Annotated in this window: 29 protein-coding genes; 21 read left to right on the top strand and 8 right to left on the bottom strand. The window is 34.5% G+C overall.

Annotation, left to right across the window (positions count from 1 at the left end; genetic code table 11):
• Window positions 1–260 precede the first annotated feature (260 nt).
• On the top strand, window positions 261–857 hold the full coding sequence (locus DN393_RS02570) for a hypothetical protein (RefSeq protein WP_000487799.1): 597 nt from the start codon (window positions 261–263) through the stop codon (window positions 855–857).
• A 96-nt stretch (window positions 858–953) separates the two neighbouring features.
• Here DN393_RS02570 and racA read toward each other — a convergent pair whose 3' ends face one another.
• Window positions 954–1,496, bottom strand: coding sequence for a chromosome-anchoring protein RacA (gene racA / locus DN393_RS02575; RefSeq protein WP_064477336.1), 543 nt, complete (start codon window positions 1,494–1,496; stop codon window positions 954–956).
• 353 nt (window positions 1,497–1,849) lie between these two features.
• Between racA and DN393_RS02580 the strand changes: the two genes are divergently transcribed.
• Both DN393_RS02580 and DN393_RS02585 read left to right on the top strand, forming a co-directional pair.
• Window positions 1,850–3,205 (top strand): hemolysin family protein, encoded by a 1,356-nt coding sequence (locus DN393_RS02580; RefSeq protein ID WP_064477335.1) that lies wholly within the window; start codon window positions 1,850–1,852, stop codon window positions 3,203–3,205.
• A gap of 132 nt (window positions 3,206–3,337) precedes the next feature.
• A complete protein-coding gene (locus DN393_RS02585; RefSeq protein WP_149173299.1) occupies window positions 3,338–4,762 on the top strand; it encodes an aldehyde dehydrogenase family protein in 1,425 nt (474 codons plus the stop codon).
• Between the two features lie 120 nt (window positions 4,763–4,882).
• Here DN393_RS02585 and DN393_RS02590 read toward each other — a convergent pair whose 3' ends face one another.
• Window positions 4,883–5,275 carry a YueI family protein gene (locus DN393_RS02590; protein WP_064477333.1) on the bottom strand — a complete coding sequence of 131 codons (393 nt, stop codon included), beginning with the start codon at window positions 5,273–5,275 and terminating at the stop codon, window positions 4,883–4,885.
• 233 nt (window positions 5,276–5,508) lie between these two features.
• Here DN393_RS02590 and DN393_RS02595 point away from each other — a divergent pair, with 233 nt between their 5' ends.
• Window positions 5,509–6,642 (top strand): BA2291 family sporulation histidine kinase, encoded by a 1,134-nt coding sequence (locus DN393_RS02595; protein ID WP_081257457.1) that lies wholly within the window; start codon window positions 5,509–5,511, stop codon window positions 6,640–6,642.
• 33 nt (window positions 6,643–6,675) lie between these two features.
• On the opposite strand, the gene DN393_RS02600 is transcribed toward DN393_RS02595, so the two are convergent.
• On the bottom strand, window positions 6,676–7,425 hold the full coding sequence (locus DN393_RS02600) for a DUF4397 domain-containing protein (RefSeq protein WP_149173300.1): 750 nt from the start codon (window positions 7,423–7,425) through the stop codon (window positions 6,676–6,678).
• A gap of 1,004 nt (window positions 7,426–8,429) precedes the next feature.
• Between DN393_RS02600 and DN393_RS02605 the strand changes: the two genes are divergently transcribed.
• From DN393_RS02605 to DN393_RS02650, 10 genes are all read left to right on the top strand, one after another.
• On the top strand, window positions 8,430–9,740 hold the full coding sequence (locus tag DN393_RS02605; protein ID WP_001205889.1) for an aspartate aminotransferase family protein: 1,311 nt from the start codon (window positions 8,430–8,432) through the stop codon (window positions 9,738–9,740).
• Window positions 9,737–10,435, top strand: a complete 699-nt coding sequence (gene atoD, locus DN393_RS02610) for an acetate CoA-transferase subunit alpha (RefSeq protein ID WP_149173301.1) — start codon at window positions 9,737–9,739, stop codon at window positions 10,433–10,435. Before DN393_RS02605 ends, atoD begins: the two co-directional genes overlap by 4 nt.
• On the top strand, window positions 10,420–11,082 hold the full coding sequence (locus tag DN393_RS02615) for a CoA transferase subunit B (protein ID WP_064477331.1): 663 nt from the start codon (window positions 10,420–10,422) through the stop codon (window positions 11,080–11,082). Before atoD ends, DN393_RS02615 begins: the two co-directional genes overlap by 16 nt.
• A gap of 15 nt (window positions 11,083–11,097) precedes the next feature.
• Entirely contained in the window at window positions 11,098–12,366 is a 1,269-nt protein-coding gene (locus tag DN393_RS02620) for a peptidase (protein ID WP_064477330.1), read from the top strand.
• On the top strand, window positions 12,363–13,208 hold the full coding sequence (ablB, locus tag DN393_RS02625; RefSeq protein WP_149173302.1) for a putative beta-lysine N-acetyltransferase: 846 nt from the start codon (window positions 12,363–12,365) through the stop codon (window positions 13,206–13,208). The genes DN393_RS02620 and ablB overlap by 4 nt, the downstream gene beginning before the upstream one ends.
• Window positions 13,209–13,307: 99 nt before the next feature.
• Window positions 13,308–14,693, top strand: coding sequence for an arginine utilization transcriptional regulator RocR (gene rocR / locus DN393_RS02630; protein ID WP_087980322.1), 1,386 nt, complete (start codon window positions 13,308–13,310; stop codon window positions 14,691–14,693).
• 210 nt (window positions 14,694–14,903) lie between these two features.
• On the top strand, window positions 14,904–16,325 hold the full coding sequence (gene kamA / locus DN393_RS02635; RefSeq protein ID WP_000902134.1) for a lysine 2,3-aminomutase: 1,422 nt from the start codon (window positions 14,904–14,906) through the stop codon (window positions 16,323–16,325).
• The gene (locus DN393_RS02640; RefSeq protein ID WP_000995761.1) at window positions 16,322–16,594 is read left to right on the top strand and encodes a YokU family protein; all 273 of its coding nucleotides are present in this window, start codon (window positions 16,322–16,324) and stop codon (window positions 16,592–16,594) included. Before kamA ends, DN393_RS02640 begins: the two co-directional genes overlap by 4 nt.
• A 72-nt stretch (window positions 16,595–16,666) precedes the next feature.
• Window positions 16,667–16,882 (top strand): YozE family protein, encoded by a 216-nt coding sequence (locus DN393_RS02645; protein WP_000750728.1) that lies wholly within the window; start codon window positions 16,667–16,669, stop codon window positions 16,880–16,882.
• Between the two features lie 189 nt (window positions 16,883–17,071).
• Window positions 17,072–17,734 (top strand): hypothetical protein, encoded by a 663-nt coding sequence (locus DN393_RS02650; RefSeq protein WP_000101496.1) that lies wholly within the window; start codon window positions 17,072–17,074, stop codon window positions 17,732–17,734.
• Window positions 17,735–17,738: 4 nt separating this feature from the next.
• Here the strand turns inward: DN393_RS02650 and DN393_RS02655 are convergent, their stop codons facing one another.
• Entirely contained in the window at window positions 17,739–17,906 is a 168-nt protein-coding gene (locus DN393_RS02655) for a DUF3930 family protein (protein WP_000456535.1), read from the bottom strand.
• Between the two features lie 150 nt (window positions 17,907–18,056).
• Here DN393_RS02655 and DN393_RS02660 point away from each other — a divergent pair, with 150 nt between their 5' ends.
• From DN393_RS02660 to DN393_RS02680, 5 genes are all read left to right on the top strand, one after another.
• A complete protein-coding gene (locus DN393_RS02660) occupies window positions 18,057–18,236 on the top strand; it encodes a YozD family protein (RefSeq protein WP_000658451.1) in 180 nt (59 codons plus the stop codon).
• A gap of 110 nt (window positions 18,237–18,346) precedes the next feature.
• A complete protein-coding gene (locus DN393_RS02665; protein WP_000473373.1) occupies window positions 18,347–18,529 on the top strand; it encodes a hypothetical protein in 183 nt (60 codons plus the stop codon).
• On the top strand, window positions 18,529–19,350 hold the full coding sequence (locus DN393_RS02670; RefSeq protein ID WP_088122034.1) for a serine/threonine protein kinase: 822 nt from the start codon (window positions 18,529–18,531) through the stop codon (window positions 19,348–19,350). Before DN393_RS02665 ends, DN393_RS02670 begins: the two co-directional genes overlap by 1 nt.
• Window positions 19,332–20,087 (top strand): sporulation protein, encoded by a 756-nt coding sequence (locus tag DN393_RS02675; RefSeq protein WP_064477326.1) that lies wholly within the window; start codon window positions 19,332–19,334, stop codon window positions 20,085–20,087. Before DN393_RS02670 ends, DN393_RS02675 begins: the two co-directional genes overlap by 19 nt.
• Before the next feature lie 77 nt (window positions 20,088–20,164).
• Entirely contained in the window at window positions 20,165–20,800 is a 636-nt protein-coding gene (locus tag DN393_RS02680; RefSeq protein WP_064477325.1) for a phosphatase PAP2 family protein, read from the top strand.
• Here DN393_RS02680 and DN393_RS02685 read toward each other — a convergent pair.
• The gene (locus DN393_RS02685; protein ID WP_000380378.1) at window positions 20,790–21,671 is read right to left on the bottom strand and encodes a cation diffusion facilitator family transporter; all 882 of its coding nucleotides are present in this window, start codon (window positions 21,669–21,671) and stop codon (window positions 20,790–20,792) included. The two genes, DN393_RS02680 and DN393_RS02685, sit on opposite strands and share 11 nt — an antisense overlap.
• Before the next feature lie 237 nt (window positions 21,672–21,908).
• Between DN393_RS02685 and DN393_RS02690 the strand changes: the two genes are divergently transcribed.
• The gene (locus DN393_RS02690; protein ID WP_098110993.1) at window positions 21,909–22,277 is read left to right on the top strand and encodes a YhfM domain-containing protein; all 369 of its coding nucleotides are present in this window, start codon (window positions 21,909–21,911) and stop codon (window positions 22,275–22,277) included.
• Between the two features lie 36 nt (window positions 22,278–22,313).
• On the opposite strand, the gene DN393_RS02695 is transcribed toward DN393_RS02690, so the two are convergent.
• Both DN393_RS02695 and DN393_RS02700 read right to left on the bottom strand, forming a co-directional pair.
• Entirely contained in the window at window positions 22,314–22,628 is a 315-nt protein-coding gene (locus tag DN393_RS02695) for a thioredoxin family protein (protein WP_098110992.1), read from the bottom strand.
• Between the two features lie 23 nt (window positions 22,629–22,651).
• Window positions 22,652–22,804 carry a hypothetical protein gene (locus DN393_RS02700; RefSeq protein WP_229135726.1) on the bottom strand — a complete coding sequence of 51 codons (153 nt, stop codon included), beginning with the start codon at window positions 22,802–22,804 and terminating at the stop codon, window positions 22,652–22,654.
• Window positions 22,805–23,395: 591 nt separating this feature from the next.
• On the opposite strand from DN393_RS02700, the gene DN393_RS31350 reads away from it, so the two are divergent.
• Window positions 23,396–23,569 carry a hypothetical protein gene (locus DN393_RS31350; protein ID WP_154131299.1) on the top strand — a complete coding sequence of 58 codons (174 nt, stop codon included), beginning with the start codon at window positions 23,396–23,398 and terminating at the stop codon, window positions 23,567–23,569.
• Here DN393_RS31350 and DN393_RS02705 read toward each other — a convergent pair.
• The gene (locus tag DN393_RS02705) at window positions 23,548–24,156 is read right to left on the bottom strand and encodes a hypothetical protein (RefSeq protein WP_088046813.1); all 609 of its coding nucleotides are present in this window, start codon (window positions 24,154–24,156) and stop codon (window positions 23,548–23,550) included. The two genes, DN393_RS31350 and DN393_RS02705, sit on opposite strands and share 22 nt — an antisense overlap.
• Window positions 24,157–24,598 lie beyond the last annotated feature (442 nt).

Consider the following 24,598-nt stretch of genomic DNA (forward strand, 5'->3'; position numbering starts at 1 on the left):
ATAAAGGATTTTTTTAGATTAAGAAGAAATATATGCTGTATGGAAGGCAGCTTTATACGATTTGAATTTGAAAGTAATATAAATATATTGTTAGAAGAACGGTACATGAGGGATAAAAGACAATTAAGATGGAATTTAATTCATTTTGCAGAATATAATAAGTCATAAATATTTTTAGTTGCATACGAAGATTTGTTCTTATATGATAGATAGTGAAAGCGTTATCAAAAACAGAGCGGCGATGGGAAAGGCGGGTAAATATGTTCCAGCGTGTTCAAACAAAAGAAGAACATTTTTGGTTCGAGCAACTATGGGGAGATTTTTGTGAAGAAAGAAACTTAATGTTCGTAGAACGTAATTTAAATCCATCACGATTTTTATTAATAGAAGATGAACATCATATTGGTACAGTAGAATGTATTAAGTATACGGAACCAGAGCAATCGAATTCTGAGTTTTTCTATCCGTTTTCTAAAAATGATTTAGTGAAAGATTTGAAAAATGTGTATGAAATAGGCAAGTTAAGTATTGCGAAAACGTCTCGTGGGAGAGGACACTTCAAAAGACTAACAGCTATTTTATTTATGCATGCATTAGAAACGAAAGCAGAATGGTATATTGCAGCAGTGACAAAAAGAATGTATATGTATTTATTAACACTCGGTTTCCCAATTGAACCGGTAGATAAGCCATTTCAGTTTCATGATACTTTACAAGGTGTACCAGTGCGAATTCATGCCCGAAAAGGGGCTACGCATTTGTATTCTTTAAAAGAATTTCGAGATGTGATTCAAGGGAATGCTCATGCACAGGCATTAATCGCAGAATACAGTAAAAATATTATGTTAACAAAATAAAGCGAAATGAATATATATAATAAAGAGAATGCTATTTTAATATGAAGTCTTTCTTCATGAAAAAAGACCCTTATTATTTTAATAAGGGTCTAAAAATTATAATCCAAATATACTAAAAATCATTTTGCGGCGCTTCGGCTTCTTTTCTCGTTCATATGTTGGTTTTGAATCGGGAGTAATATATATTGGTTCTTCTTTCTTGAGGGAAGCTTCTAGCTTTTGAATCCGCTCTAACATTTCCTCCATTTCACGGCGATGTTGTAAAAGTTGGTACGTAACAACATCATTTGCCTTATCTTGCATTTGTTCTTCCATTCGATCTAGCCTTCTCGTAATAGTGTTTAATTGAGCTGCTAATTGCTCAAATTCATGTGATGATTTGTTTTGAACAATTGTATTTACTTGAGTTTTTAATTCTTCAACATCATTTGATGATGTTTTTTGAGTAGGGTGAGAGTTTTGAGACTGCTCTATTTGTAAAAGATGGAATTCTAACATTTGATCTAAATCTTCTTGTGTGAAAATAAAGTGACCATATTTATTTTTTTCTATCGTAAGATTTAATTGTTGTGCAATCCGGACAACAGCCTTTGGGCTAACACCTAATTTTTTTGCGATAAATGGTGTTTTATATTCCAAAATAATCCCTCCTATATATATCCTGTTGAATGATTTCGATCTATGAAGGAAGTTCCCTTCTAGTGTGACAAAAGAAGTGTGGAATCGGCAAAGAAAGTGTTTTTTCACGAAATGAAGCTGTGAAGAATATATCGTTTATATAAAATGTTTTATCTTAAGATTTAGAACTATTTGACTAAGGGAAATGAATTAGATTATCATAATGATAAATATCTTTTTTATGTATGCATATAATATATAAAAAGGTGGTTGCTAATGTAGAATTTTGTTAGAGTATTAGAATGCTTACTTCACTTGAATAAAATTAAGTAGGAGGTGGCTTCCTTGCTTACAATGTAAGTAAGGAGAAGTATTTGGACATATATAGTATAAGTATAGTGATTGTTTTAATTGCCTTAACGGCATTTTTCGTTGCAGCAGAATTTGCAATTGTTAAAGTGCGAAGTTCACGAATTGACTATTTAATTGCAGAAGGAAATAATCGCGCAACATCTGTCAAAACAGTCATTACAAACTTAGACGAATATTTATCTGCTTGTCAGCTAGGAATAACAGTTACAGCTCTGGGGATTGGGTGGTTTGGTAAACCGGCGTTAAAGCAAATGTTTGACACGCTTTTTGCAAATTTGAACATTTCTACTCAACTAGCAGACATGTTTGCTGTAATTTTAGTGTTTTTGTTTATTACATTTTTACATGTTGTAATAGGGGAATTGGCCCCAAAAACATTCGCGATTCAAAAAGCTGAACAAGTGAGTTTGTTTGTTGCTAAACCATTAATTTTCTTTTATCGTATGGCGTTTCCATTTATTTGGCTATTAAATGGATCAGCCCGCATTATTACGAAGTTGTTAGGGCTGAAACCACCGAAAGGGCACGATGAGGTTCATTCAGAAGAAGAATTACGGTTATTAGTTTCAGAAAGTTACAAAAATGGAGAGATTAATCAGTCTGAATATAAATATGTAAATAAAATTTTTGAATTTGATGATCGTATAGCGAAAGAAATAATGGTACCCCGAACTGAGATGCATATTATAAGTAAAGAAATGCCTGCTGAAGAAGCTTTGCAAAAAATGTCTCGGGAAAAATATACGAGATATCCAGTTGTAGATGGGGACAAAGATCACGTAATAGGCTTTGTAAACTTTAAAGATATTTTCACAGATTTTGTGCAGCATAATGCAGTAAGTAATAAGAAAGTAGAGCAATATATTAGGCCAATCATTTTAGTTATCGACTCTATCCCAATACACGACTTATTTTTAAAAATGCAAAAAGAAAGAACACATATTGCTATATTGATAGATGAATATGGTGGTACGTCTGGACTTGTTACAGTTGAAGACATTTTAGAAGAAATAGTGGGAGATATTCAAGATGAGTTTGATACGGATGAACAGCCAGAAATTCAAAAAGTTAGTGAAACGAAAACAATACTAGAGGGAAAAGTGCTTGTTAGTGAAGTGAATACGTTATTAGGTTTAACGATTGATGATAATGGTGTTGATACAATTGGTGGTTGGATTTTAACGAAGAATATAGAAATTGCTGAAGAGGATTTCATTGAAATTGAAAATTATAAGTTTTGTGTAAAAGAATTAGATGGACACTATATAAAGAGATTAGAAGTTACAAAAACTGTAGAATCAATTGTTATTTTAGAAGATGAAAAACAAATTCCATTTCAAGAACAAATTAGTTCGTAGACTCTGCTATATGGCAGGGTTTTTTTGAGCATAATGTTTTTGGCAGAATAAGTGCTATGATACAATGACATAAGTCAGACCTTTCACTAGGTGAAATATTGTTGTAAACATATATTTGGAAGGGGAAGAATTATGAAAAAGCATTTATATATAAATGGAGATTGGAAGCCTGTAAACACTTATAAACCATTATACGCACCATATTCTGAAGAAACGTTAGCGGAAATTGCACAAGGAACGGAAGAAGATGTACAAGAGGCTGTTACTGCTGCAAAAAATGCAATGAAAAAAATGAATACATTATCTGCATATGATCGTGCGACTATTTTAGAGAAGGTTGCACAAAAAATGGATGAAAGAAGAGAAGAATTTGCAGAGATTATTGCAAAAGAGGCTGCAAAACCAATTCGTGCTGCGAGGGGAGAAGTAGATCGTACCGTTCAGACATACAAATTTGCAGCGGAAGAAGCGAAGCGTATATACGGTGAGACACTGCCACTTGATGCAGCACCTGGTGCAGATGGGCGTATTGCATACACAATACGTAAACCGATTGGGGTTATAGGAGCTATTACACCATTTAATTTCCCATTAAATTTAGTGGCGCATAAAGTCGGCCCTGCAATTGCTGCCGGAAACACAGTTGTGTTAAAACCAGCTGATCAAACGCCATTATCGTCTTACGCATTAGTTGAATTATTTGAAGAGGCAGGATTGCCAAAAGGAGCTTTAAATATTATTTCTGGTCCCGGTTCAACTGTAGGTGAGGCGATAGTTACAAATGATGATGTTGCTTCCATTACTTTTACGGGAAGTCCGAAAGTTGGAATTGGAATTAAGGCAAAGGCTGGGTTAAAGCGAGTTACATTGGAACTAGGATCAAATGCTGCTGTAATTATTGATGAAGATGTAGAATTAGCAGATGAATTAATTGAACGTGTAAAATGGGGAGCATTTGTAAACAATGGACAAGTTTGTATTTCGGTACAACGTGTTTTTGTACATGAAAAGAGAATGGATGAATTTCTTTCAAAGCTAAAGAAAGCGATGGAAACAGTTATTGTTGGGGATCCATTGCTGGAAGAAACGGATGTATCGGCTTTAATTTCGAAAAAAGATGTAGAGCGAATAGAAATGTGGGTGCAAGAAGCTATTAAGGAAGGGGCAGCTGTTTTATACGGTGGTAAGAAACGTGATGCAAGGATTTTTGAACCAACTGTATTAACAAATGTTCCAGAGTATGTATCTGTTCAGTGCCAAGAAGTATTTGGTCCACTCATGACAGTAAATACATTTAAAGAATTTGATGAAGCGATAGAGCAAGTAAATCATTCACGTTACGGCCTACAAGCAGGTGTGTTTACAAATAATTTGTTTAAAGCAATGCGTGCAATTGATGAGCTTGAAGTTGGTGGTGTCATGATAAATGATATTCCAACGTTTAGGGTAGATCATATGCCTTACGGTGGTGTGAAAGAAAGCGGTACGGGGCGTGAAGGAATTAAATATGCAATAGAAGAAATGACAGAAATGAAATTAGTGTGTATTAAAAAATAAAGTAGATTAAGCTTAAACAAAACAATAAAAAACGAGAAGGAAATGTTTACGATTCCATACTCGTTTTTTATTGTTTGTTTTACGTTTTTCAGAACGATTTCATTTAATCAAGTGTACCTTTTATTTCATTTCTTGTTTGAAAATAGCATCTTCTACATAAATTTGTTCTTTGTCAATAGCAGTGCTATGAGATAATACTAAACCGATTGGTGTTTCTATGCCTTTATTTTGAACAATTGTAAAAGGAACATTTTTTTCATTTGCTAATTTAATGTATTTTGATAAATGTGGGTAAGCAATGCCACCATTTAGGAATATTTGTAATGATTGAGAAGAGCGCATGCTACTAGCTACTTCAGAATATACATTACTTTGCATTACTTGACCGATAGTTAAAGCGATTTCTACACGCTCACGTAATGTAGTTAAATACATATTACGTTCTTCTGGTTTGTTCTGCTTTTGGCCGTAAATGCCTTCTTGGAGATAATCTTCCACATTTTTATTTACCATATTTTTCACACCTTTCATTTTCTATTGTACGAAAGAATGAAGCAGGATGCAAAAAAAGTCGCATCGAATGTAAAAAAATTTGAATGAAAGGAAGGAAAATGGAATGTATCAATTTAAACTTTTAATAAAGACATTAAAAATTTTATCAACACATATTAACAAAATGTGACAATAATCTATTAACGAATCGCATTTTTTGTGTTAATATTCAAAATATAAAGGGTATTCGTCGCATGGAAATGGAGGGAATGGGGGTTTTTCCAATCGATAAGGATATTAAAGAAGTATTTTGTTCGCACTTGAAAAACAACAGGCACCAATTCGTTGAGAACTGGAAAAACAAAATGATAATTTCCGATAAAGATCCATATAAACTAGAAGCAGTTCAAAATGGAGAGGATTTATTAGAGTTAATTATCGAACTTACTATGGAAGAAAAAGATATAGATTATCTTCAGCCATTATGCGAGAAAATTGCTATTGAACGTGCAGGGGCAGATGCGAATATTGGAGATTTTGTTTATAATGCAAATGTGGGAAGAAATGAACTTTTCGAAGCGATGTGTGAATTAGATGTTAGCGCACGTGAATTGAAACCGATTATGGCCCAAATACATACTTGTTTTGATAAATTAATTTATTATACTGTTTTAAAATACTCGGAAATTATATCAAAAAATTTAGAGGAAAAACAGCAATATATTAACGAAACACATAAAGAAAGGCTGACGATTTTAGGGCAAATGTCAGCAAGTTTTGTACATGAATTCCGTAACCCACTCACTTCAATTATGGGATTTGTTAAATTATTAAAAGCAGATCATCCAAGTTTATCGTATTTAGATATTATTTCGCATGAATTAGACCAGTTAAATTTTCGTATTTCGCAATTTTTACTCGTATCGAAAAAAGAAATGTGGAATGAATCAGAACGATTTTGGCTTAACGATTTGTTTCAAGATATTATACAGTTCTTATATCCGAGTTTGGTCAATGCAAATGTTTCGATTGAAAAGAATTTACCGTATCAAATTCCACTTGTTGGCTATCGGAGTGAAGTGAGACAAGTATTTTTAAATATATTAATGAACTCAATTGACGCTCTAGAATCAATGAAAGAAGAACGGAAAATTATCATTGATGTATTTGAAGAAGATCAATCGATTCGAATTGTGATAAAAAATAATGGGCCAATGATTCCAGCTGAAAGTGTAGAAACGATTTTTGAACCATTTGTAACTACTAAAAAGTTAGGAACTGGTATTGGATTATTTGTATGTAAACAAATTGTAGAAAAACATAATGGGTCCATCATGTGCCGTTCAGATAACGAATGGACAGAATTTCAAATTGTATTTCAAAAATAAACAGTCTACACCAAATGAATGGTGTAGACTGTTTTAATTTGTAAGTATAACGGCTTCTAATTTAGGATCTTTCGCTGAATAACCTAAAAGTGAAATTGTATATATGATGTTCGGTTCGACTTTGAAATTCGGTATAGTTAGTAAGACGCTGGGATTATCGGCGAGTGAAACTTCAATATCTGCTGTACCAGGACTAACTTCTAAAAAATCTGTTATTTGTTTAAAGAGTACATTTTCAAATAAATGATCTCCACCTTTTAAATCTACATTTACAACAGGGGTATCTGGAGAAAAATGTGCAAAGCGCATTTTTGCTTGACCAGCTGGTAAATGTGTATTATCAAGCATAGGTTGTAATTGTAGATGATTGTCACTATTTATTGCAGCAAAAGTATAAGTGTGATTCCCCATTATTGGTACTAAAGCTGAAAAGATGGGAGTTTCATTTCCAACTGGGACAATATCTATACGGTATTTACCTTGCGCTAATGTTAAATAGGGACTAAATTGTTTGAAAGAAATATTTTTAATAACCTTTTGCCCGTTTACTAAAATGTCAACCGCAGGTGTATTTGAAGCAGAGTGAAAAAAACGTATGTGTGACGGTAAAGCAGCTTCTTGTGAATCTCTTTTTTCATACGCCTGTACAAGTTTCGTAAGCGCATCGTAATATTTCATATATAGTTCTACATATTTTTTCGGATTATTAAATTGATAGTAACGAGCGAGCTGTTCGTAACGTGCAGCTTCTTGTCCATATTTTTCAATTTCAGATTGAGACATGAACATTCCTCCTTTGTCATCATTAAAACTATATGCTTAACAAGAAAGAAGTTATGCGAGAAAATTGTTTTTTGAAGGAGAAAAGTTAAAAATTAATAAAGAGTATTGCTTATGGATAAGTGTATTTTAGGTGAAAGTGCCTTATAATTTTCTAGAGTAAACAGCAATATATCATCTATGTTGGGTGATGATGTACCGATTACAATGTATATTTCGAAATAAAAAACCTTAAGAGCGTATGAAGTAACATATCGAAAACATGTCCAAAAATCCTTAGGAAACTAGGGATTTTTTTAATAATGGGCAAATACACATACAAAGTGATAATTGTCCTACATAAATTATAAAGGAAAGGTAGTTCAAATATAAGGAAAGGAATGAAATATTGGGATGGGGATATCCCAAAAGGAATTATGAATGGCGTTATGGACGATTTTGTGCTTTAGGATGTAGGATGAATTTTGAATTTGTAACATTATTTTTTCTATTTACGTTAGCAAGTGGCAGTATTAACCGATAAAAGAGCGTCGTGCCGAACTGATTAATGTGGTTAATCGGTTCTTTTTTTATTGTATAAAACGGAGGAGAATGTATGTGAAATATTGGTTTCTATAAAAATAATTGCTATGCATTTAGTGGGATTAATTGTCGATATTTGTTTGAAAATATGCAATATAAAGTAGGAGAATAGGAAGGAGTTTAAAGGGAGTTTCGTCGAAGTTTACACAATGTCGGCAATTGAGGGCAGCTGATATTATGTTGAGAAAGTATGTAGTGAAGCGTTTATTTTATATAAAGGAGGGTTATTTGAGCGTATAGATAAGGGTTGGTCTTCGTTTTTAAGTTCTGAATTTTCTGTTTTTCGAATTAATATTTAGCACTCATTTGTATATTTTATAATAGTTTTTTGATAAAATCACTGCTTTCGCAGAGGGTTCTTTTTTATGAAAGAAACGTCAATTTTCTTCATATATATATACAAATTGGAGAAATGGGGGAGCGCTATGCGCGATTACTTAATTAAACCACTTGTTGGTCAGCCGTATCCAATGATTTCACATGGAAAAGGTGTGTATTTGTATGATCAAAACGGAAATAAATATTTTGATGGCTCGTCAGGGGCAATTACGGCAGGTATTGGGCATGGCGTAAAGGAGATTGCAGATGTTATAAAAAAGCAAGCAGAGGAGATTGCTTTCGTTTATAGATCACAGTTTACGAGTGAACCAGCTGAAAAATTAGCGAAGAAATTAAGCGATTTAAGTGTAGGAGATTTGAACTGGAGCTTTTTTGTGAATAGTGGTACGGAAGCAAATGAAACAGCTATGAAAATTGCAATCCAGCATTTTCAAGAGCGAGGTATTCAAGGGAAGCATAAAATTTTGTCACGATGGATGAGTTATCACGGTATTACGATGGGAGCCTTATCAATGTCTGGGCATCCACTGCGCAGACAACGTTTCGTGTCAATTTTAGAAGATTATCCAACTATTCCAGCTCCATATTGTTTTAGATGTCCAGTGCAAAAGGTATATCCAACTTGTCAGCTTGCTTGCGCGACTGAACTAGAAAGATCAATTGAAAGAATTGGTGCAGAACATATCGCAGCTTTTATCGCTGAACCGATTATCGGAGCAGCTGGAGGCGCAGTCGTTCCGCCGAAAGAATATTATAAAGTCATTAAAGATATTTGTAGTCATTACGATATTTTATTTATTGCTGATGAAGTAATGACAGGGCTTGGTCGTACTGGCGCATGGTTTGCGATGGAGCATTGGGGGGTAGAACCGGATATTATGACTCTTGGTAAAGGTTTAGGAGCTGGATATACACCGATGGCAGCGACGATTGTAAGTGACCGTGTTATGGAGCCAATTTTACGTGGATCGCGTTCTGTAATGAGTGGGCATACGTTAAGTGCAAATCCATTATCTGCAGCAACAGCTCTAGCTGTTATTGAATATATGGAGAAACATAATCTACCTGAAAAAACAGCAGAAAAGGGAGAGTATTTAATAAAAGGACTACAGAAAGTTCAGCAACAATCGACAATCATTGCTGATGTGCGCGGAAAAGGGTTGCTGATTGGAGTAGAATTGCAACCGTTTACAAAAGCGTCGGAACTTATTTCGGTTGCAGCTAAAAATGGTCTTCTTTTATACCAAGCTGTTTCAGGGCAAGCAGGAAAAGAAGATAGTGCACTGCTTGTAGCACCGCCGATGACAACTACATATTCCGAGTTAGATGAATTACTTTCGATTTTTGCAAAAAGTGTAGAAGAAATGATGCAAAAAGGAGGGCATAGTATCGCATGACAACTATTACGAATACATTCGATAAATTAAAAGAGATAGAGGAAGTAATTTCTTTGTTCCACGATGATATGATATTAATGTTTGGAGGATTTGGGGGGATCGGATCTCCCCCATCTTTAATACAGGCGATTTTAGAAAAAGGAGTTACAAATTTAAATTTAATAGGAAATGACACGGGATTTCCTGATGTAGGAATCGGTCGTCTTGTTACGAATGAAAGAGTAAAATCATTAATTACTTCACATATTGGTTCAAATCCAAATGCAGGAAGACAGCTCAACGAAGGAAGGTTACAAATCGAGTTTTCTCCTCAAGGAACATTAGCAGAGCGTATTCGCGCTGGTGGTGTAGGACTTGGAGGTGTATTAGTTGATGTAGGTGTTGATACGATTGTAGAAGAGGGAAAACGTACAGTTGAAATGAATGGCAAGACATATTTAGTTGAAACAGCATTAACTGCTGAGGTTGCAATTGTATATGCAAAAAAAGCGGATCCGTTTGGTAATCTTGTGTTTGATAAAAGTGCTCGAAATATGAATCCTCACGTTGCTATGGCAGGGGATATAACAATTGTAGAAGCAGAAGAAATCGTTCCACTTGGAAGTTTAGATCCAGAAGAAATTGTTGTCCCAGGAGTATTTGTAAATTATATCGTACCGTCGGAAGGAGTGAATTGGAAATGGGTATGGGCGTAGAAGTGAGAGATAAGATTGCTAGGCGCGCGGCAAAAGAAATACAAAATGGTATGATTGTAAATTTAGGTATTGGTATACCATCGCTTGTACCGAATCATCTTTCTGACGATATAAACGTTATGTTTCATGCGGAAAATGGAATTGTAGGTATGGGACCTACGCCAAGAAAAGGGAATGAAGACGAAAATTTATGTAATGCAGCAGGTTTACCGACTTCTCTTATTACAGGAGCGAGTTATTTTGATAGTTGCACAGCGTTTGGGATGATTCGAAAAGGTTTATTAGACATAACGATTCTTGGTTCATTACAAGTAAGTGAGAATGGTGATTTAGCGAACTGGATTGTACCAGGAAAACGCGTTCCAGGTATTGGGGGAGCGATGGATTTGGCACAAAAAGCGAAGCGGGTCGTTGTTGTGATGAATCATGTCGATAAATACGGAAATGCAAAAATTGTTTCGGAGTGTACATTACCATTAACTTCAAAGAAATGTGTAGATTTAATTATTACGGATATGGCAGTTATGGAAGTGACGCAGGATGGACTCGTTTTACAAGAATTAATGAGTCCATACACAGTGGAAGATATAAAACAACATACAGAAGCTGATTTTAAAATTGGCTCTAACTTACTAGTAATCGAATGAGGGGAGATGTAATATATGGAGCAATTAAAAAAGAAAATTTGTGATTATATCGAGAGTCATGAAGAGGAAAGCGTAAAATTTTTAAAACGATTAATTCAAGAAAAAAGCGTATCTGGTGATGAAAGTGGTGCGCAGGCAATTGTAATTGAAAAATTACGTGAGCTAGGTTTAGATCTTGATATTTGGGAACCTTCATTTTCTAAAATGAAAGATCATCCTTATTTTGTATCACCGCGTACAAGTTTTTCGGATAGCCCGAACATAGTGGCAACTTTAAAAGGAAGTGGCGACGGGAAATCTATGATATTAAATGGACATATTGATGTCGTACCAGAAGGAGATGTGAATCAGTGGGACCATCACCCTTATAGTGGTGAGCAAATAGGGAATCGTATATATGGTCGTGGAACAACGGATATGAAAGGCGGCAATGTCGCACTGATGCTTGCGATGGAAGCCATTATTGAATCTGGTATTGAATTAAAAGGAGATATTTATTTTCAAAGTGTAATTGAAGAAGAAAGTGGCGGGGCAGGAACATTAGCGACTATATTACGAGGATATAAAGCAGATGGTGTTATTATTCCAGAACCGACAAATATGAAGTTTTTCCCGAAACAACAAGGGTCCATGTGGTTTCGTCTACATGTGAAAGGCAAAGCAGCACACGGTGGAACGCGTTATGAAGGAGTAAGTGCAATTGAAAAAAGTATGTTTGTTGTAGATCATTTGAGAAAATTGGAAGTTAAGAGAAATGACCGAATTACAGACCCGTTATTTAAAGGAATCCCGATTCCAATTCCAATTAATATTGGGAAAATTGAAGGTGGGAGCTGGCCAAGTTCTGTTCCTGATTCGTTAAATTTAGAAGGAAGATGTGGTATTGCGCCGAATGAGACTATAGAGGCAGCAAAAGAAGAGTTTGAGAATTGGATCGCTGAATTAAATGATGTGGACAATTGGTTTGTTGAAAATCCTGTAGAAGTAGAGTGGTTTGGAGCGAGGTGGGTTCCTGGTGAACTAGAAGAAAATCATGAGTTAATTACGACACTAGAGCATAACTTTGTTGAAATCGAAGGGAACAAACCAATTATTGAAGCATCTCCGTGGGGGACTGATGGAGGTTTATTTACACAAATCGCTAACGTACCAACGATAGTATTTGGTCCAGGAGAGACGAAAGTAGCACATTATCCAAACGAATATATAGAAGTTGATAAAATGATAGCTGCCGCAAAAATTATTGCATGTACATTACTAGATTGGTGTGAGGTGAAAAAATGAAATACTATGAATCTTTTAGAGAACAGACGAATGGCTATACAGTAGAAGGCGTTTTAGACTATTTTAATAAACGTATTCGAGTAGACCACTATACAGGAAATATTGAGAGGATTATCCAAACAATTGACGAATTAGCAGAGAAGCATTCTTTCACTAAATGTATTATTAAAGGAAAGGGAGAGCATGTTTCTACATGGCTCTCTTTCGGTTTTTTATTGGAAGCAACAATACCGCATTATTTTCAAGGTCACGATGTATACTTCTTCGTGAAATTTATTAATGATGAAAGGCGAAATAGTATTCATTGGGCTGAGGAAGATACCATTTTAAGCGGTGTTAAAGCAAAAGAAGTAAAGGAAAAAATAGTCCCAGAGAAATTTTTATTAAGAAAAGCGACAGAAGAGGATGCGGAAGAATTAGTAGCTGTCTTTGGAGAAGTATTTGAAGTTTATCCGACACCTTTAAACGAAGCGAGTTATGTAAAACAAACGATGAAAGAAGACGATACAATATACTATGTGTATGAATTTGAGGGGAAAATAATTAGTACAGCCTCTGCAGAAATGAATATAAAAGAAGGAAATGCAGAATTAACGAATTGTGCTACTTTACCCGAATATCGTAAACATGGGTTTATGAAAAGTTTACTAATTAAGTTAGAAGAAGAACTGCAAGAAAAATCGATTTTCTGCTCCTATACAATTGCTCGATCGCTTTCTTTCGGAATGAATGCGGCTTTTCATCAGTTAGGTTATACGTATACAGGAAGACTGGCGAACAATTGCTACATTTTCGATAAGCTGGAAGATATGAATATATGGGTGAAAGATTTGTCTAAATAGTACGGTATAAAAAATAGAACGGAATCGTCATGCTTATAATCGCATATAGGTATGCCGGAAATTCGGCATGTTATTGCTGGATTTTCGGCAAAAGGGGGGATGACATTGCTAGCAGTTTCGACACAAGAAGTCATTGAAGCGATTTTGGGCAGTATTGATGAGGCTATACACGCAGTAGATGAAAATGGTATTACAATTTTTTATAATACTGTAGCTGCAAAACACGATGGATCAAAAATTGAAAAAGTGTTAGGAAAACATTTGTTAGAAGCGTTTCCTTCTTTATCTAGGGAAACAAGTACGTTAATGAAAGTGTTAGATACAAAAAAACCAATCGTTCATCAAGTTCAGCATTATCAAAATTTAAATGGGGAAGACATTTGTACAGTAAATACGACGTTACCTATTTTTATAGATGGAAATATTGCTGGAGCTGTTGAAATTGCAAAGGACTATTCTACAGTTCAAAAACTTACGGATACAATTGTAGATTTGCAGTCAAAAATAAAGCGGTCATCTAGAAAAAAAGCAATTAAAAAGCATGTTGCATTTGAGACGATCGTGACGGATGATGCTCGATTTAAACAGACGAAAGAATTAGCACAAAAAGTAGCGCCAACTGATGCAAATGTTTTAATATATGGGGAAACAGGAACAGGGAAAGAGTTATTTGTACAAGCGATTCATGAAGATTCTAAACGGAAGAACAAGCCATTTATTGCACAAAACTGCGCAGCTTTGCCAGAGTCGCTATTAGAAAGTTTATTGTTCGGAACGACAAAAGGTAGCTATACCGGGGCAATTGAACGAGCGGGGTTATTTGAACTTGTAGATGGTGGGACATTGTTTTTAGACGAACTGAATTCAATGCCTCTCGATTTACAAGCGAAAATGCTACGTGTGTTAGAAGATGGTGTAATTCGTCGAATTGGTGATAATAAGACGAGAAAAGTAGATGTTCGCGTTATTACCGCAATGAATCAGCCACCAGAAGTATGTTTAAGAGAGAATAAAATTCGTACGGATTTATATTATCGATTAAATGTCTTTTCATTATATATTCCGCCGCTACGTGAAAGAACTGAGGATGTATTATTATTAGCGTCTTATTTTTTGAACGAATATAATAAAAGTTATAAAAAAGGTGTACTTCAAATGGATAAGGAAGCGAAAGAAAGACTACAAGCTTATCAATGGCCTGGCAATGTTCGTGAACTAAAACATACGATCGAACATGCTGTCATTATTGCAGAAGGGGATACACTAACAGCCAATTGTTTACCGCGTACATTTCGGAAAGAGGATCTGCCAAAGAAGAAGAGCATATTGCCACTTAGAGAAGCACTTCATCAAACGGAAAAGGAATTAATAGATCAAGCGTTAATTGAAACGGAAGGGAATATATTACAAGCTGCAAAAATGTTAGGTATCCCTCGCCAAACGCTTCAATATAAATTGAGTAAGTACGACAAAACCGCCGAATAATTGGCGGTTTTTGTGTGTTTGCACCAATAAAAGCGTGTTTACATATATAAAAAGTAATGAATATGATAGTATGTATGGATTTCATACAGTGCTTACAAATATTTTTTTGTTTATGTAATAGCGTTCTCCATACATTTACTTATCAATAATGTAAAGTTGGCATAACTATTGCTTATATAAAGGATGAGCGTATAAAAAGGGGGAATAGCAATGTTACATGATGTATACAAACCAAATCGTCACTGGAAGGATATCGAGTTGTGGAAGGATGTTACTGAAGAGCAATGGAATGACTGGGTTTGGCAATTAACGAATACGATCAAAACTTTGGATGACTTAAAGAAAGTGATTAATTTAATACCTGAAGAAGAAGAAGGCGTTAAAATTTCAACAAAAACGATCCCGTTAAATATTACACCGTACTATGCTTGGCTAATGAATCCTGATGACCCACGCTGTCCGATTCGGATGCAATCTGTACCGATCTCGGAAGAGTTATATAAAACAAAATATGATTTAGAAGATCCGCTTCATGAAGATGAAGATTCACCAGTTCCAGGGCTAACACATCGTTATCCAGACCGCGTATTGTTCTTAGTAACGAATCAATGTTCTATGTATTGTCGTTACTGTACACGACGTCGTTTTAGTGGACAAATTGGAATGGGTGTGCCGAAGAAACAATTAGATGATGCAATTGGTTACATTCGTGATACACCACAAGTACGAGATGTATTAATTTCTGGTGGTGACGGTCTTCTTATTAACGATAAAATTTTAGAATATGTATTAAAAAATTTACGAGAGATTCCGCATGTCGAGATTATTCGTATCGGAACGAGAGCGCCGGTAGTATTCCCGCAGCGTATTACAGAAAACTTATGTAATATTATTAAAAAATACCATCCAGTATGGTTAAATACACATTTCAATACTTCTATTGAAATTACAGAGGAATCGAAAAAAGCATGTGAAATGCTAGCGAATGCTGGTGTTCCAGTTGGAAACCAAGCAGTAATTTTAGCTGGTATTAACGACAGCGTTCCAATTATGAAAAAACTTATGCATGACTTAGTAAAAATCCGTGTACGTCCATACTATATTTATCAATGTGACTTATCTGAAGGTATTGGTCATTTCCGTGCACCAGTATCTAAAGGTCTTGAAATTATTGAAGGTTTACGCGGTCATACATCTGGTTATGCGGTTCCAACATTCGTTGTAGATGCACCAGGAGGCGGCGGGAAAATTGCGCTTCAACCAAACTATTTAATTTCGCAAAGTGCAGATAAAGTTGTACTTCGTAACTTTGAAGGTGTTATTACAACGTATCCAGAGCCAGAGAGTTATATCCCAGGAAGAGCAGAAGGGTACTTTAAAGAAATCTATCCAAACTACGAAGAAAAACGTTCAGATGTTGGTATTGCAGGTCTTATGAGTGATAAGAAATTTAACCTTGTTCCAGACGACTTACAGCGTATGAGCCGTCGTAAAGACTATGAAGATAATGACACTCATGCATCACTAAAAGATAAACGTGATAAGCGTGATCAACTTAAAGATAAAAAGTATCAATCGCAAATGGCTAAATTAGAAGAAAACGACAAAAAAAATGAGGGTGATGCAGTATGAATTGTATGTGGTGTGACAGTACAGAAGCGAAAGAAAGCTTGAATACTGTATATTGGGAATTACCAGATGGTACGAAAGCCATTGAAATCCAAGAGACACCATGCATTTCTTGTTCCTCATGTGGTATGGACTATCAAGCAGATCAAACAGTGAAAGAAATAGAAGATCAATTGTTTCTAATTTATACGAAAGATTTACCAAAACAACTAACATATGAAGAATTAATGGGAAGACCACGTCTATTAAAAAGAAATTATTTCGACTTTTAACCAGCTTTTATGCTGGTTTTTTTCTTTTTTGCCTTGTATAATGTATCCAAGTTAGAAAGGCAGGGAATATTTTTGAAAAAGACATTTTACCACTATATGATGAAGCATCGTGCAGCTTTATTTAGTAATGAAGTATCGAATTTAGCAGAAGCAATGTATGATGATTTAAGCTTTCCAAAGCAATCTGAAGATTATGATGAAATTAGTTCATACTTAGAGTTAAGTGGATTGCTAGAAAGTATGTCTATATTTGATGAAGCTTGGGATTTATACATACAAGAGAGATAAGAACTATATGAAATTTTTGACGTGAAGCTAGTCTATTTGCTAGCTTTTTTACGTTGTAAATATTTTTTTTTATACAGTGATATTTTTTATTGAAAAAATTTATGAATATACGCTTCTGTGATAAGCGTTTTTATGTAGGTTGCATATACTGTTATCAAAATCACGACGTCAAAAAAAGGAGAGATATAGATGGCAAGAAAAAAGCAACCTAAATATAACGTAGGGGACATAGTCGTGATTACGCTATATGGAACCGTTGGTAAAATCACAAATATGAAGGTTTTAGATGGAGTTTACGTTTACGAAGTCAATAATCACGATGGGTTTTACGTAGAGCAAACGTTGCAGCACGTTTCAGAGCAAGATATGAAAAAAGGTGAAACTGAGTGGATTGAATTAAACTATAATTTCACATTTGGTGATCTCGTGCAAGTAACAGGATATGATAAAGATGTGTTTCGTATTGTTGGTTTTCGTACAGAAGTATGGAGATATAAAAATGACGCATGGGAAGATACTATATACGAATTGTCACGAATTACGGATGGTGAATGGTTAGAAGCGGATGAATCAGATTTAACGTTACTTGCTAATGCTCAAACGGCAAATGCAATTTTGAAGAAAATGAAACAAGATAAAGCTGGTATGAATAAATTAGATTTAGGAAAATTAAAGTCAATTAACAACTCAAAAAAAGTGAGTGTTAAGACAAATCGTCAAGAAATCATTGATGGATTACTTGATATTTATAACGATTATCAATTGTTATTCGATACATTTAAAGATGAAGAATACAAAATTGTTATGGATGTTGTTCATAATTATTTAGTTAAATTGACAGAGAAAAAATAGTTAACTAGAAAGAGAGAATGAATTGAACAACAACATATGCAGTATAAGGTATGCCTACAATTATTAAAAAAATAAAAAGCCATTTAATAAGAGAGTCTGCCCATTGATCTTCATGCATGAACTCTTCTTTTGTTTGCCCTACTTCTTGTTCTACCTCATATTGGTACTCCATAATTAAATCCCCCTTTTTGATAGCTTGTACTACCATCGTATGTATCTCGTCCAAAGGATATGACCTATAAAAAAAGAAAAACTATTTTTCTAATCTCATATACATAATTTTGAGATTTTTTCATAAAACAGAAATAAAGGAGTGATGCTCATGAAGGAAATTGAGGTCGTAATTGATACGGAAGAGATTGCGGAGTTTTTTTATGAGCAACTAATTGAAAGAGGATACGTCCCAAAACGAGAAGAAATTGAAGATCTCGCAGATATTACATTCGAGTATTTATTAGAGAAATGTATGATTGATGAAGTTTTTGATGAAGAGGATGAGTGAAAGTAACGGCGGGCTTAACTCGTCGTTTTTTACTCTTTACAAACTTGTCACAACTATAGTCGGAAATTATTGGTATAATTAAAAGAAAATTTTACTCAAGAGGTGAAGGGATGTTCAAAAAAATTATTGATTCTTTATTAGGTAGGAAAAAAAATCGTTCGTATTCTAGTAGTGATTATCGCCATAGAGGTCGCTCTTATTCAAGTAGCGATTATAAACGACGTTCATCTGGTTATGGGCATCAGCATTATAAAAGAAAACGTAAAAGCCGTAGCTTCTTTTCAAGTAGCTGATGAAATGGCGTCGTATACTAGCTTTATTTGATAGACCACTGCGAAAAAATACAATCGTTGCAGAACGTTATAAAATTGAATCAGTAATTGGAATGGGCAGTTATGGGGTTACATATGTCGTTAATGATTTACAAATAAATAGAAATAAAGTCTTAAAACAATTAAGACAAAGTAAACAAAGGTATGAGTCTGGTAGAAAATCATTTGAACAAGAGAAAATGATTTTACAAACATTAAATCATCATGCAATTCCTAGTTTATATGATCATTTCGTATGGGAGAAAAAAAGCTTTTTCGTGATGGAATATATGCCTGGTAAAAATTTCGAAGATTATATTTTCTTAGATGGGCATGCATATACAGAACGTGAAGTTTTAAAAATTTTATATGAAATATTAGAAATTGTATCGGTGTTTCATAATAAAGGTATTATTCACCGAGATTTACGCATTCCAAACATATTAATGAAAGAAAACCAAATTAGTATTATTGATTTTGGATTAGCTAAATTGAAGGGTGAGGGTGATGAACGAGCTACAGCTTATGAAGGTGAACAAGCTTTGATGCGAGAAGTTCACTTTCGTAGCGATTTTTATGCGCTTGGTCATTTCTCGTTATTTTTATTATATGCAGGCTATGAATCTAATGAAAAACATGAAAAACCATGGTATGACGAATTAACTTTGGAAAATTATAACCGTGAAATGCTTATGCGAATGTTACAAATAAAAACGCCGTACTATGAGAATGTACAAGATTTAAAAAAAGATATAGCTTTTGCTTTAGAAAGGATGGAGGTTCCATGTTTCAAAAGTTTTTAGCAAGTGTTGGTATTGGTAATGCAAAAGTAGATACAGTTCTTGAAAAAGATGAGTATATTGTTGGAGAAGAGATACTAGGGAAGGTTCATATAACTGGTGGTTCAGTTAGCCAACAAATTGAAAGCATTTACTTAACGTTATCGACGTCGTATGTACGAGAAGTGGATGATAAAAAAGTAACAGCAACATATGATTTAGAGCGAGTTCGTTTAACAGAACCTTTTTCTGTTGAGCCAAATGAAAAAAAAGAAATTCCATTTTCATTTATAATGCCAGTTGAAACGCCGCTTACACTTGGAATGAAAACAGTTTGGGTGCATACAGGTCTTGATATTAAACGCAGTATAGATCCAAGTGATCGTGATTACATTCAAGTGTTGCCCAATGCACTATTAAATAGTGTGTTAGAGAGTGTAAATCAATTAGGTTTTAAAGCGCGTCATATAGAATGTGAAGAATTACCGTATCGATTACGTAAGCAAGTTCCGTTTGCACAAGAATTTGAGTTTGTTCCTGTTTCCGGAGAGTATTATGGGAAATTAGATGAACTAGAATTATTAATCTTACCAAGCGCTTACGATCGCTTAGAAATTATTATGGAAGTAGACAGAAAATCTCGCGGATTAGCAGGTTTATTTGCAGAGGCGCTTGATCTTGACGAGAAAGTGATTCGCTTTACAGTAACGAATGAAGATATTCCAACAATGCAAGAAAAAATTAACAATTATATTTTTTAATAAACTATGCATAAAAAAGAAATGGAGAGGAAAACTAAAACAACCGCTCCATTTTTTTGCATAGTGAGGTTATGTATGTGAAACGATATCGACATTTATACTTGTTAAGTTTTACGCTACTCATTTGTTTTGTCGTATTATCACTTTCGTATCATACCGCTTGTATTGAGAAATTTGACAATATAGTCGCGCATTTTATTCAAAGCTTTCGAAACGATTACTTGACAGCCTACTTTACTTGGATGTCTTTTATCGGTTCCAAAAGAATATATTTTCCGTTACTCATCATTCTTGTAATGTATTTTCTCGTTAGAAAAAAGTTGCTTAGCGCATTACTTCTAACAATTAATTATTATGGATCTCGTTATTTAAACAGTATGCTTAAACTATGGTACGAACGAGCAAGACCGGATGTAACGCAGCTTGTTACGGCAACTGGATATAGTTTTCCGAGCGGTCATACGATGAATGCTACTGCTTTTTTAGGATTTATTGCATACGTCACAATTACAGAAGAACGTATTACATTGCATAAAAAATTGTTGATTATTTTTATAGCGAGCTTTGTTGTATTATCTATTTCAGTTAGCCGAATATATCTTGGCGTTCACTATCCATCTGACATATTAGCAGGATGGGCAGCTGGCGGTAGCTGGCTCGTTTTATGTGTTATATTTCATAAAGCGTTCATTAAAAAAGAACCTATGTCATAATAGGTTCTTTTTCCATTGGTTCAACATGAATGTGTGCATGGTAAATGCCAAACTTTTTCCGAAGCATAGCCTCGATGTTGTCAGTAATACAATGACTTTCACCAACATCCATACGAGCATCTACCTCGATTGTAATATCAACGTACGTTTGATTCCCGTACATACGCGCGCGAATGTCTACGATGTTTTCCACCCCACCAATATGTTCAATAGCACCAGCGTACTCTTCCATCTTATCTGGATCGATTCCATCCGTTAACATATGAGAAGCTTCTACGAAAATCTCCCATGCAGTTTTACAAATAATAAGGCCGACAATTAAAGCGGCAATAGGGTCTAAAATAGGCATTTGGAACTGCGAACCGACAATACCTACTACTGTACCGATACTTACGAGAGCATCTGATAAATTATCCTTTGCAGCGGCTTCTAATGATTTACTTTTTGTTCGTGCTGCAATCTTTTTCGTATACAAATACACAAAGTACATAACGACAGCAGAAAATAAGGCTACCCATGCAGCAAGTACATTAGGCGCTGCTTGTTTCGGATTAAAAAAAGATTGAATGGCACTAATAACAACTTCTAAACCGACCGTTGCCATAATAAAAGAAGCAACGAGTGATGCAATTTGTTCTGCGCGCGAATGCCCATAAGGATGATCTGGATCACGAGGTTTACGAGAGATTTTTAGACCAATTAATATCGCTAAAGAAGCACCGATATCCGTTAAGTTATTTAAACCGTCAGCACGTAATGCGCTAGAGAGGGTAATATAACTGATGATGATTTTCATAGAGGATAAAAATATGTAGGCCATAATGCTAACAATAGCACCTTTATCAGCTTCTTTATGAGAAAGAGTATCCATTTTAATCACTCACCTTTCTACAAGGAATTTCTTTCTATAAATAGAGTACCAAACAAAACTCGTGTGGGTCTATACAAACATTGTTGACGTTTTTTAGGTTTTTAAGAAGGGGATAACAAAGTTTCGTGAAGGAAAAATATGTTGTAAAGTGCAAAGTTAGAGTGTAAAATTAATTGGGTTTTATTCCCAATTAAAAAGGGAGGGTAAGAGGATGAAAAAACTAATATTGTTCTTATAATGATTGGTTGTAATTCATCAAATATCGAAAATATGAAGGAACATAATATTTCTAAAGTATCCATATCTACTTTTAATGGCTACGGTGGATTAAATGAAAATTATTTTCTAAACATAGAAGACAAACAAATAATCAATGGAATTAATAATATGTTTAATGGCATGAAAAAACAAAAGAAAAGAGGCGAAACACCACAATACGATATACTAATTACATATGAAAATAGTGATACGAAGGGGATACATTTATACCTCGGAGATGAAGGGGAAAGGAGTGTAATTATGTACATTGGTCATGAAGAAACTGTATACTACACTTCTGAAGAAATGACGAAACAACTACGAAAGATAATTGTGAAAAAAGATTAAAACCCTCTAGAAATTATTTTTCAGAGGGTTTTAATCTTAGTATGCTTCTAAAAACTCAGTAACTTGCTCTTCAGTTTTTGCGTTAGCACTATGTAAGTGGCCTAGTTTCTCACTATTTTGATATACAAGTAAACTTGGAATACCCATTACTTGATACTCTTCAGCGATACTTGGAAACTCATCTTTGTTAATAGAATACCATCCAAACTTATTGAACTCTTCCATTACATCTCCGATAAAGTTGTCCATACGCACGCAATCTGGGCACCATGTCGTAAAGAACTTAACAACTACTGGTTCCTCACTTGCGATGATATCTTTGAATTCCTGTTCAGATTTGATTTCTTTCATGTTTTGTTTCTCCTTTTTCACTATCAATATTTTTGGTTGTTTAGTTGGTGTATTTGCTGTGAAACGAAAACTTCTAACGAAATTCTAACTAGAGTTTTCTTTCCGAATAATTCGTTTGCAAATTGATCCACCGCAGTTTCTTGAAGTCCTGGTACAACATGGAAGTAATTGTCCAATGTGATACCTACTCTGTTAAGTCCGAAACGTTCGCTTGTGATCTGCGGATATATACCTTAGATACTAGAAAAGAATATTAGGAACCTCACTTTTCTTTATAAGCTTTTTCATGAGCTGTGTCAAACTTATGAATTTTTAAGTAGGGTAAATCAAATTGTATTCATGATAGCCATCGCTATAACGTTCTTCTCTCACATATTTTTATGAGATGTTTATGAAGCGACTGAAATGTAATATCGGATAAAACAAGCAATCTCTTTCCGGTACTTAGAGAAGGTAAACGGTGGTTGATCATTACTCATAAATTTTATGAGTAATGATCAACAAGCAGGAAATTCAAAAAAAGATGTAGGGGATGCATATATGATCGTTATAAGAACTTATTCGTGAAGTTGTGAGAGAAGAGATTAGGGCGGCGTTATCAGAGTTCCAGTAATAATCACAACCAAATAAAGTAATGTGGGTGAAACAAGCGTGACTAACAAGAGGGGATGTATAGAGTGAAAGAAAAAACATGATGTGGAACGTGAAAGGGATCATAAGAACATCTTAGGAATTATTTAGCGGTTAAGAAGTCAGGGGGAATTAGGGTGTTGAAATGGGGGAAGAAACAAAAACGCCCACCTTGCATTGTCTGTGAGAAACAAGAAGGTGAGCCTCAATTAAACGAAACGAATTGGATTTGTGAAAATTGTGCCCAAATTACGCATGAACAAGGTATTGAAAGAGATACCTATACCCTTTATATCTTATTCCATAAATAACAAAGCTGGTGGGCTTCTGATTCAAGAGCTATTAAATGATCGTTATTAATAGAGTTATTCGTATACATTTTGTTCTTTTGGATGTTAAGGACAGTATAATTCACATCGTTATATTCATTTGAAAATGTTGATTCATTTAATAATGTCAGTGTTGAGTTGATGTTATATTTATCAATTCGCTCTTTCTTTCCTTTGAAAAATAGTTTAATAAGATGCGGCTCATCATTTATGAGCAAACCGAGTTCAGGTGATGAGCGGACGATTAAATTATCTGATAACCAATGCGATTTACCTGGATCAAACCAAGAGACGTCTTTGTTTTTAATAAATTTTTTGTACTGCTTTATAACATCAATGTAGTTTTGCTTTTTCTTCTGGTCAACAGTTTGTACTAATGTTTCAAAACATTCAAAAGGTAGTTCGTTTTTATGAAATTTAATAACAGTTTCTCGTAATTGTTTCCAGTAATCAAAAACCGGGTGATATTCAGGTTGAGATTTTAGATTCTTTACAAAATTTGTTTTAGCTGCACTACTTTTCAGTGTGAAGTCTAAAAATTGTGTAAGTCCCACTTTAATTTCCTCCATGTTACACCCCCTTTCCAAACATTACAAATTCGATATTGGATAGGGAAATCCTGCATTTTTAAGGAGATGAACTAGATGCTAGAAAAATCGATGTTCATACACAATGGCAATTGTAAAGCTGATTCGCAAAAATGACGAATAACGTGCTTTTTTTATTTTCTTTATAAAGCGCATGCATATTCATTGATTTACAGATATGTATTACATGAGCATAGTGTTTTTGATAAATAATAGAATGGTTATAAGATGGAAGTAAATGGAAATTCGATTATATGAAAAAAGGTCCTGTTGTTTTCAACAGGACCTTTCCTAAAATGGCAAAGAGTAACTCTTACCTTACTCTTCTCGTATATAATACATCAAAAAGATAGATGTGTATACAACAAGAAATTCCAATATAATTATTTGAATATAGGGTTTAAAAATGATAAGGTGGAATTTT

Source organism: Bacillus sp. BPN334 (assembly GCF_008368885.1).
In the GTDB taxonomy this organism is placed as follows: Bacteria; Bacillota; Bacilli; order Bacillales; family Bacillaceae_G; genus Bacillus_A; species Bacillus_A wiedmannii.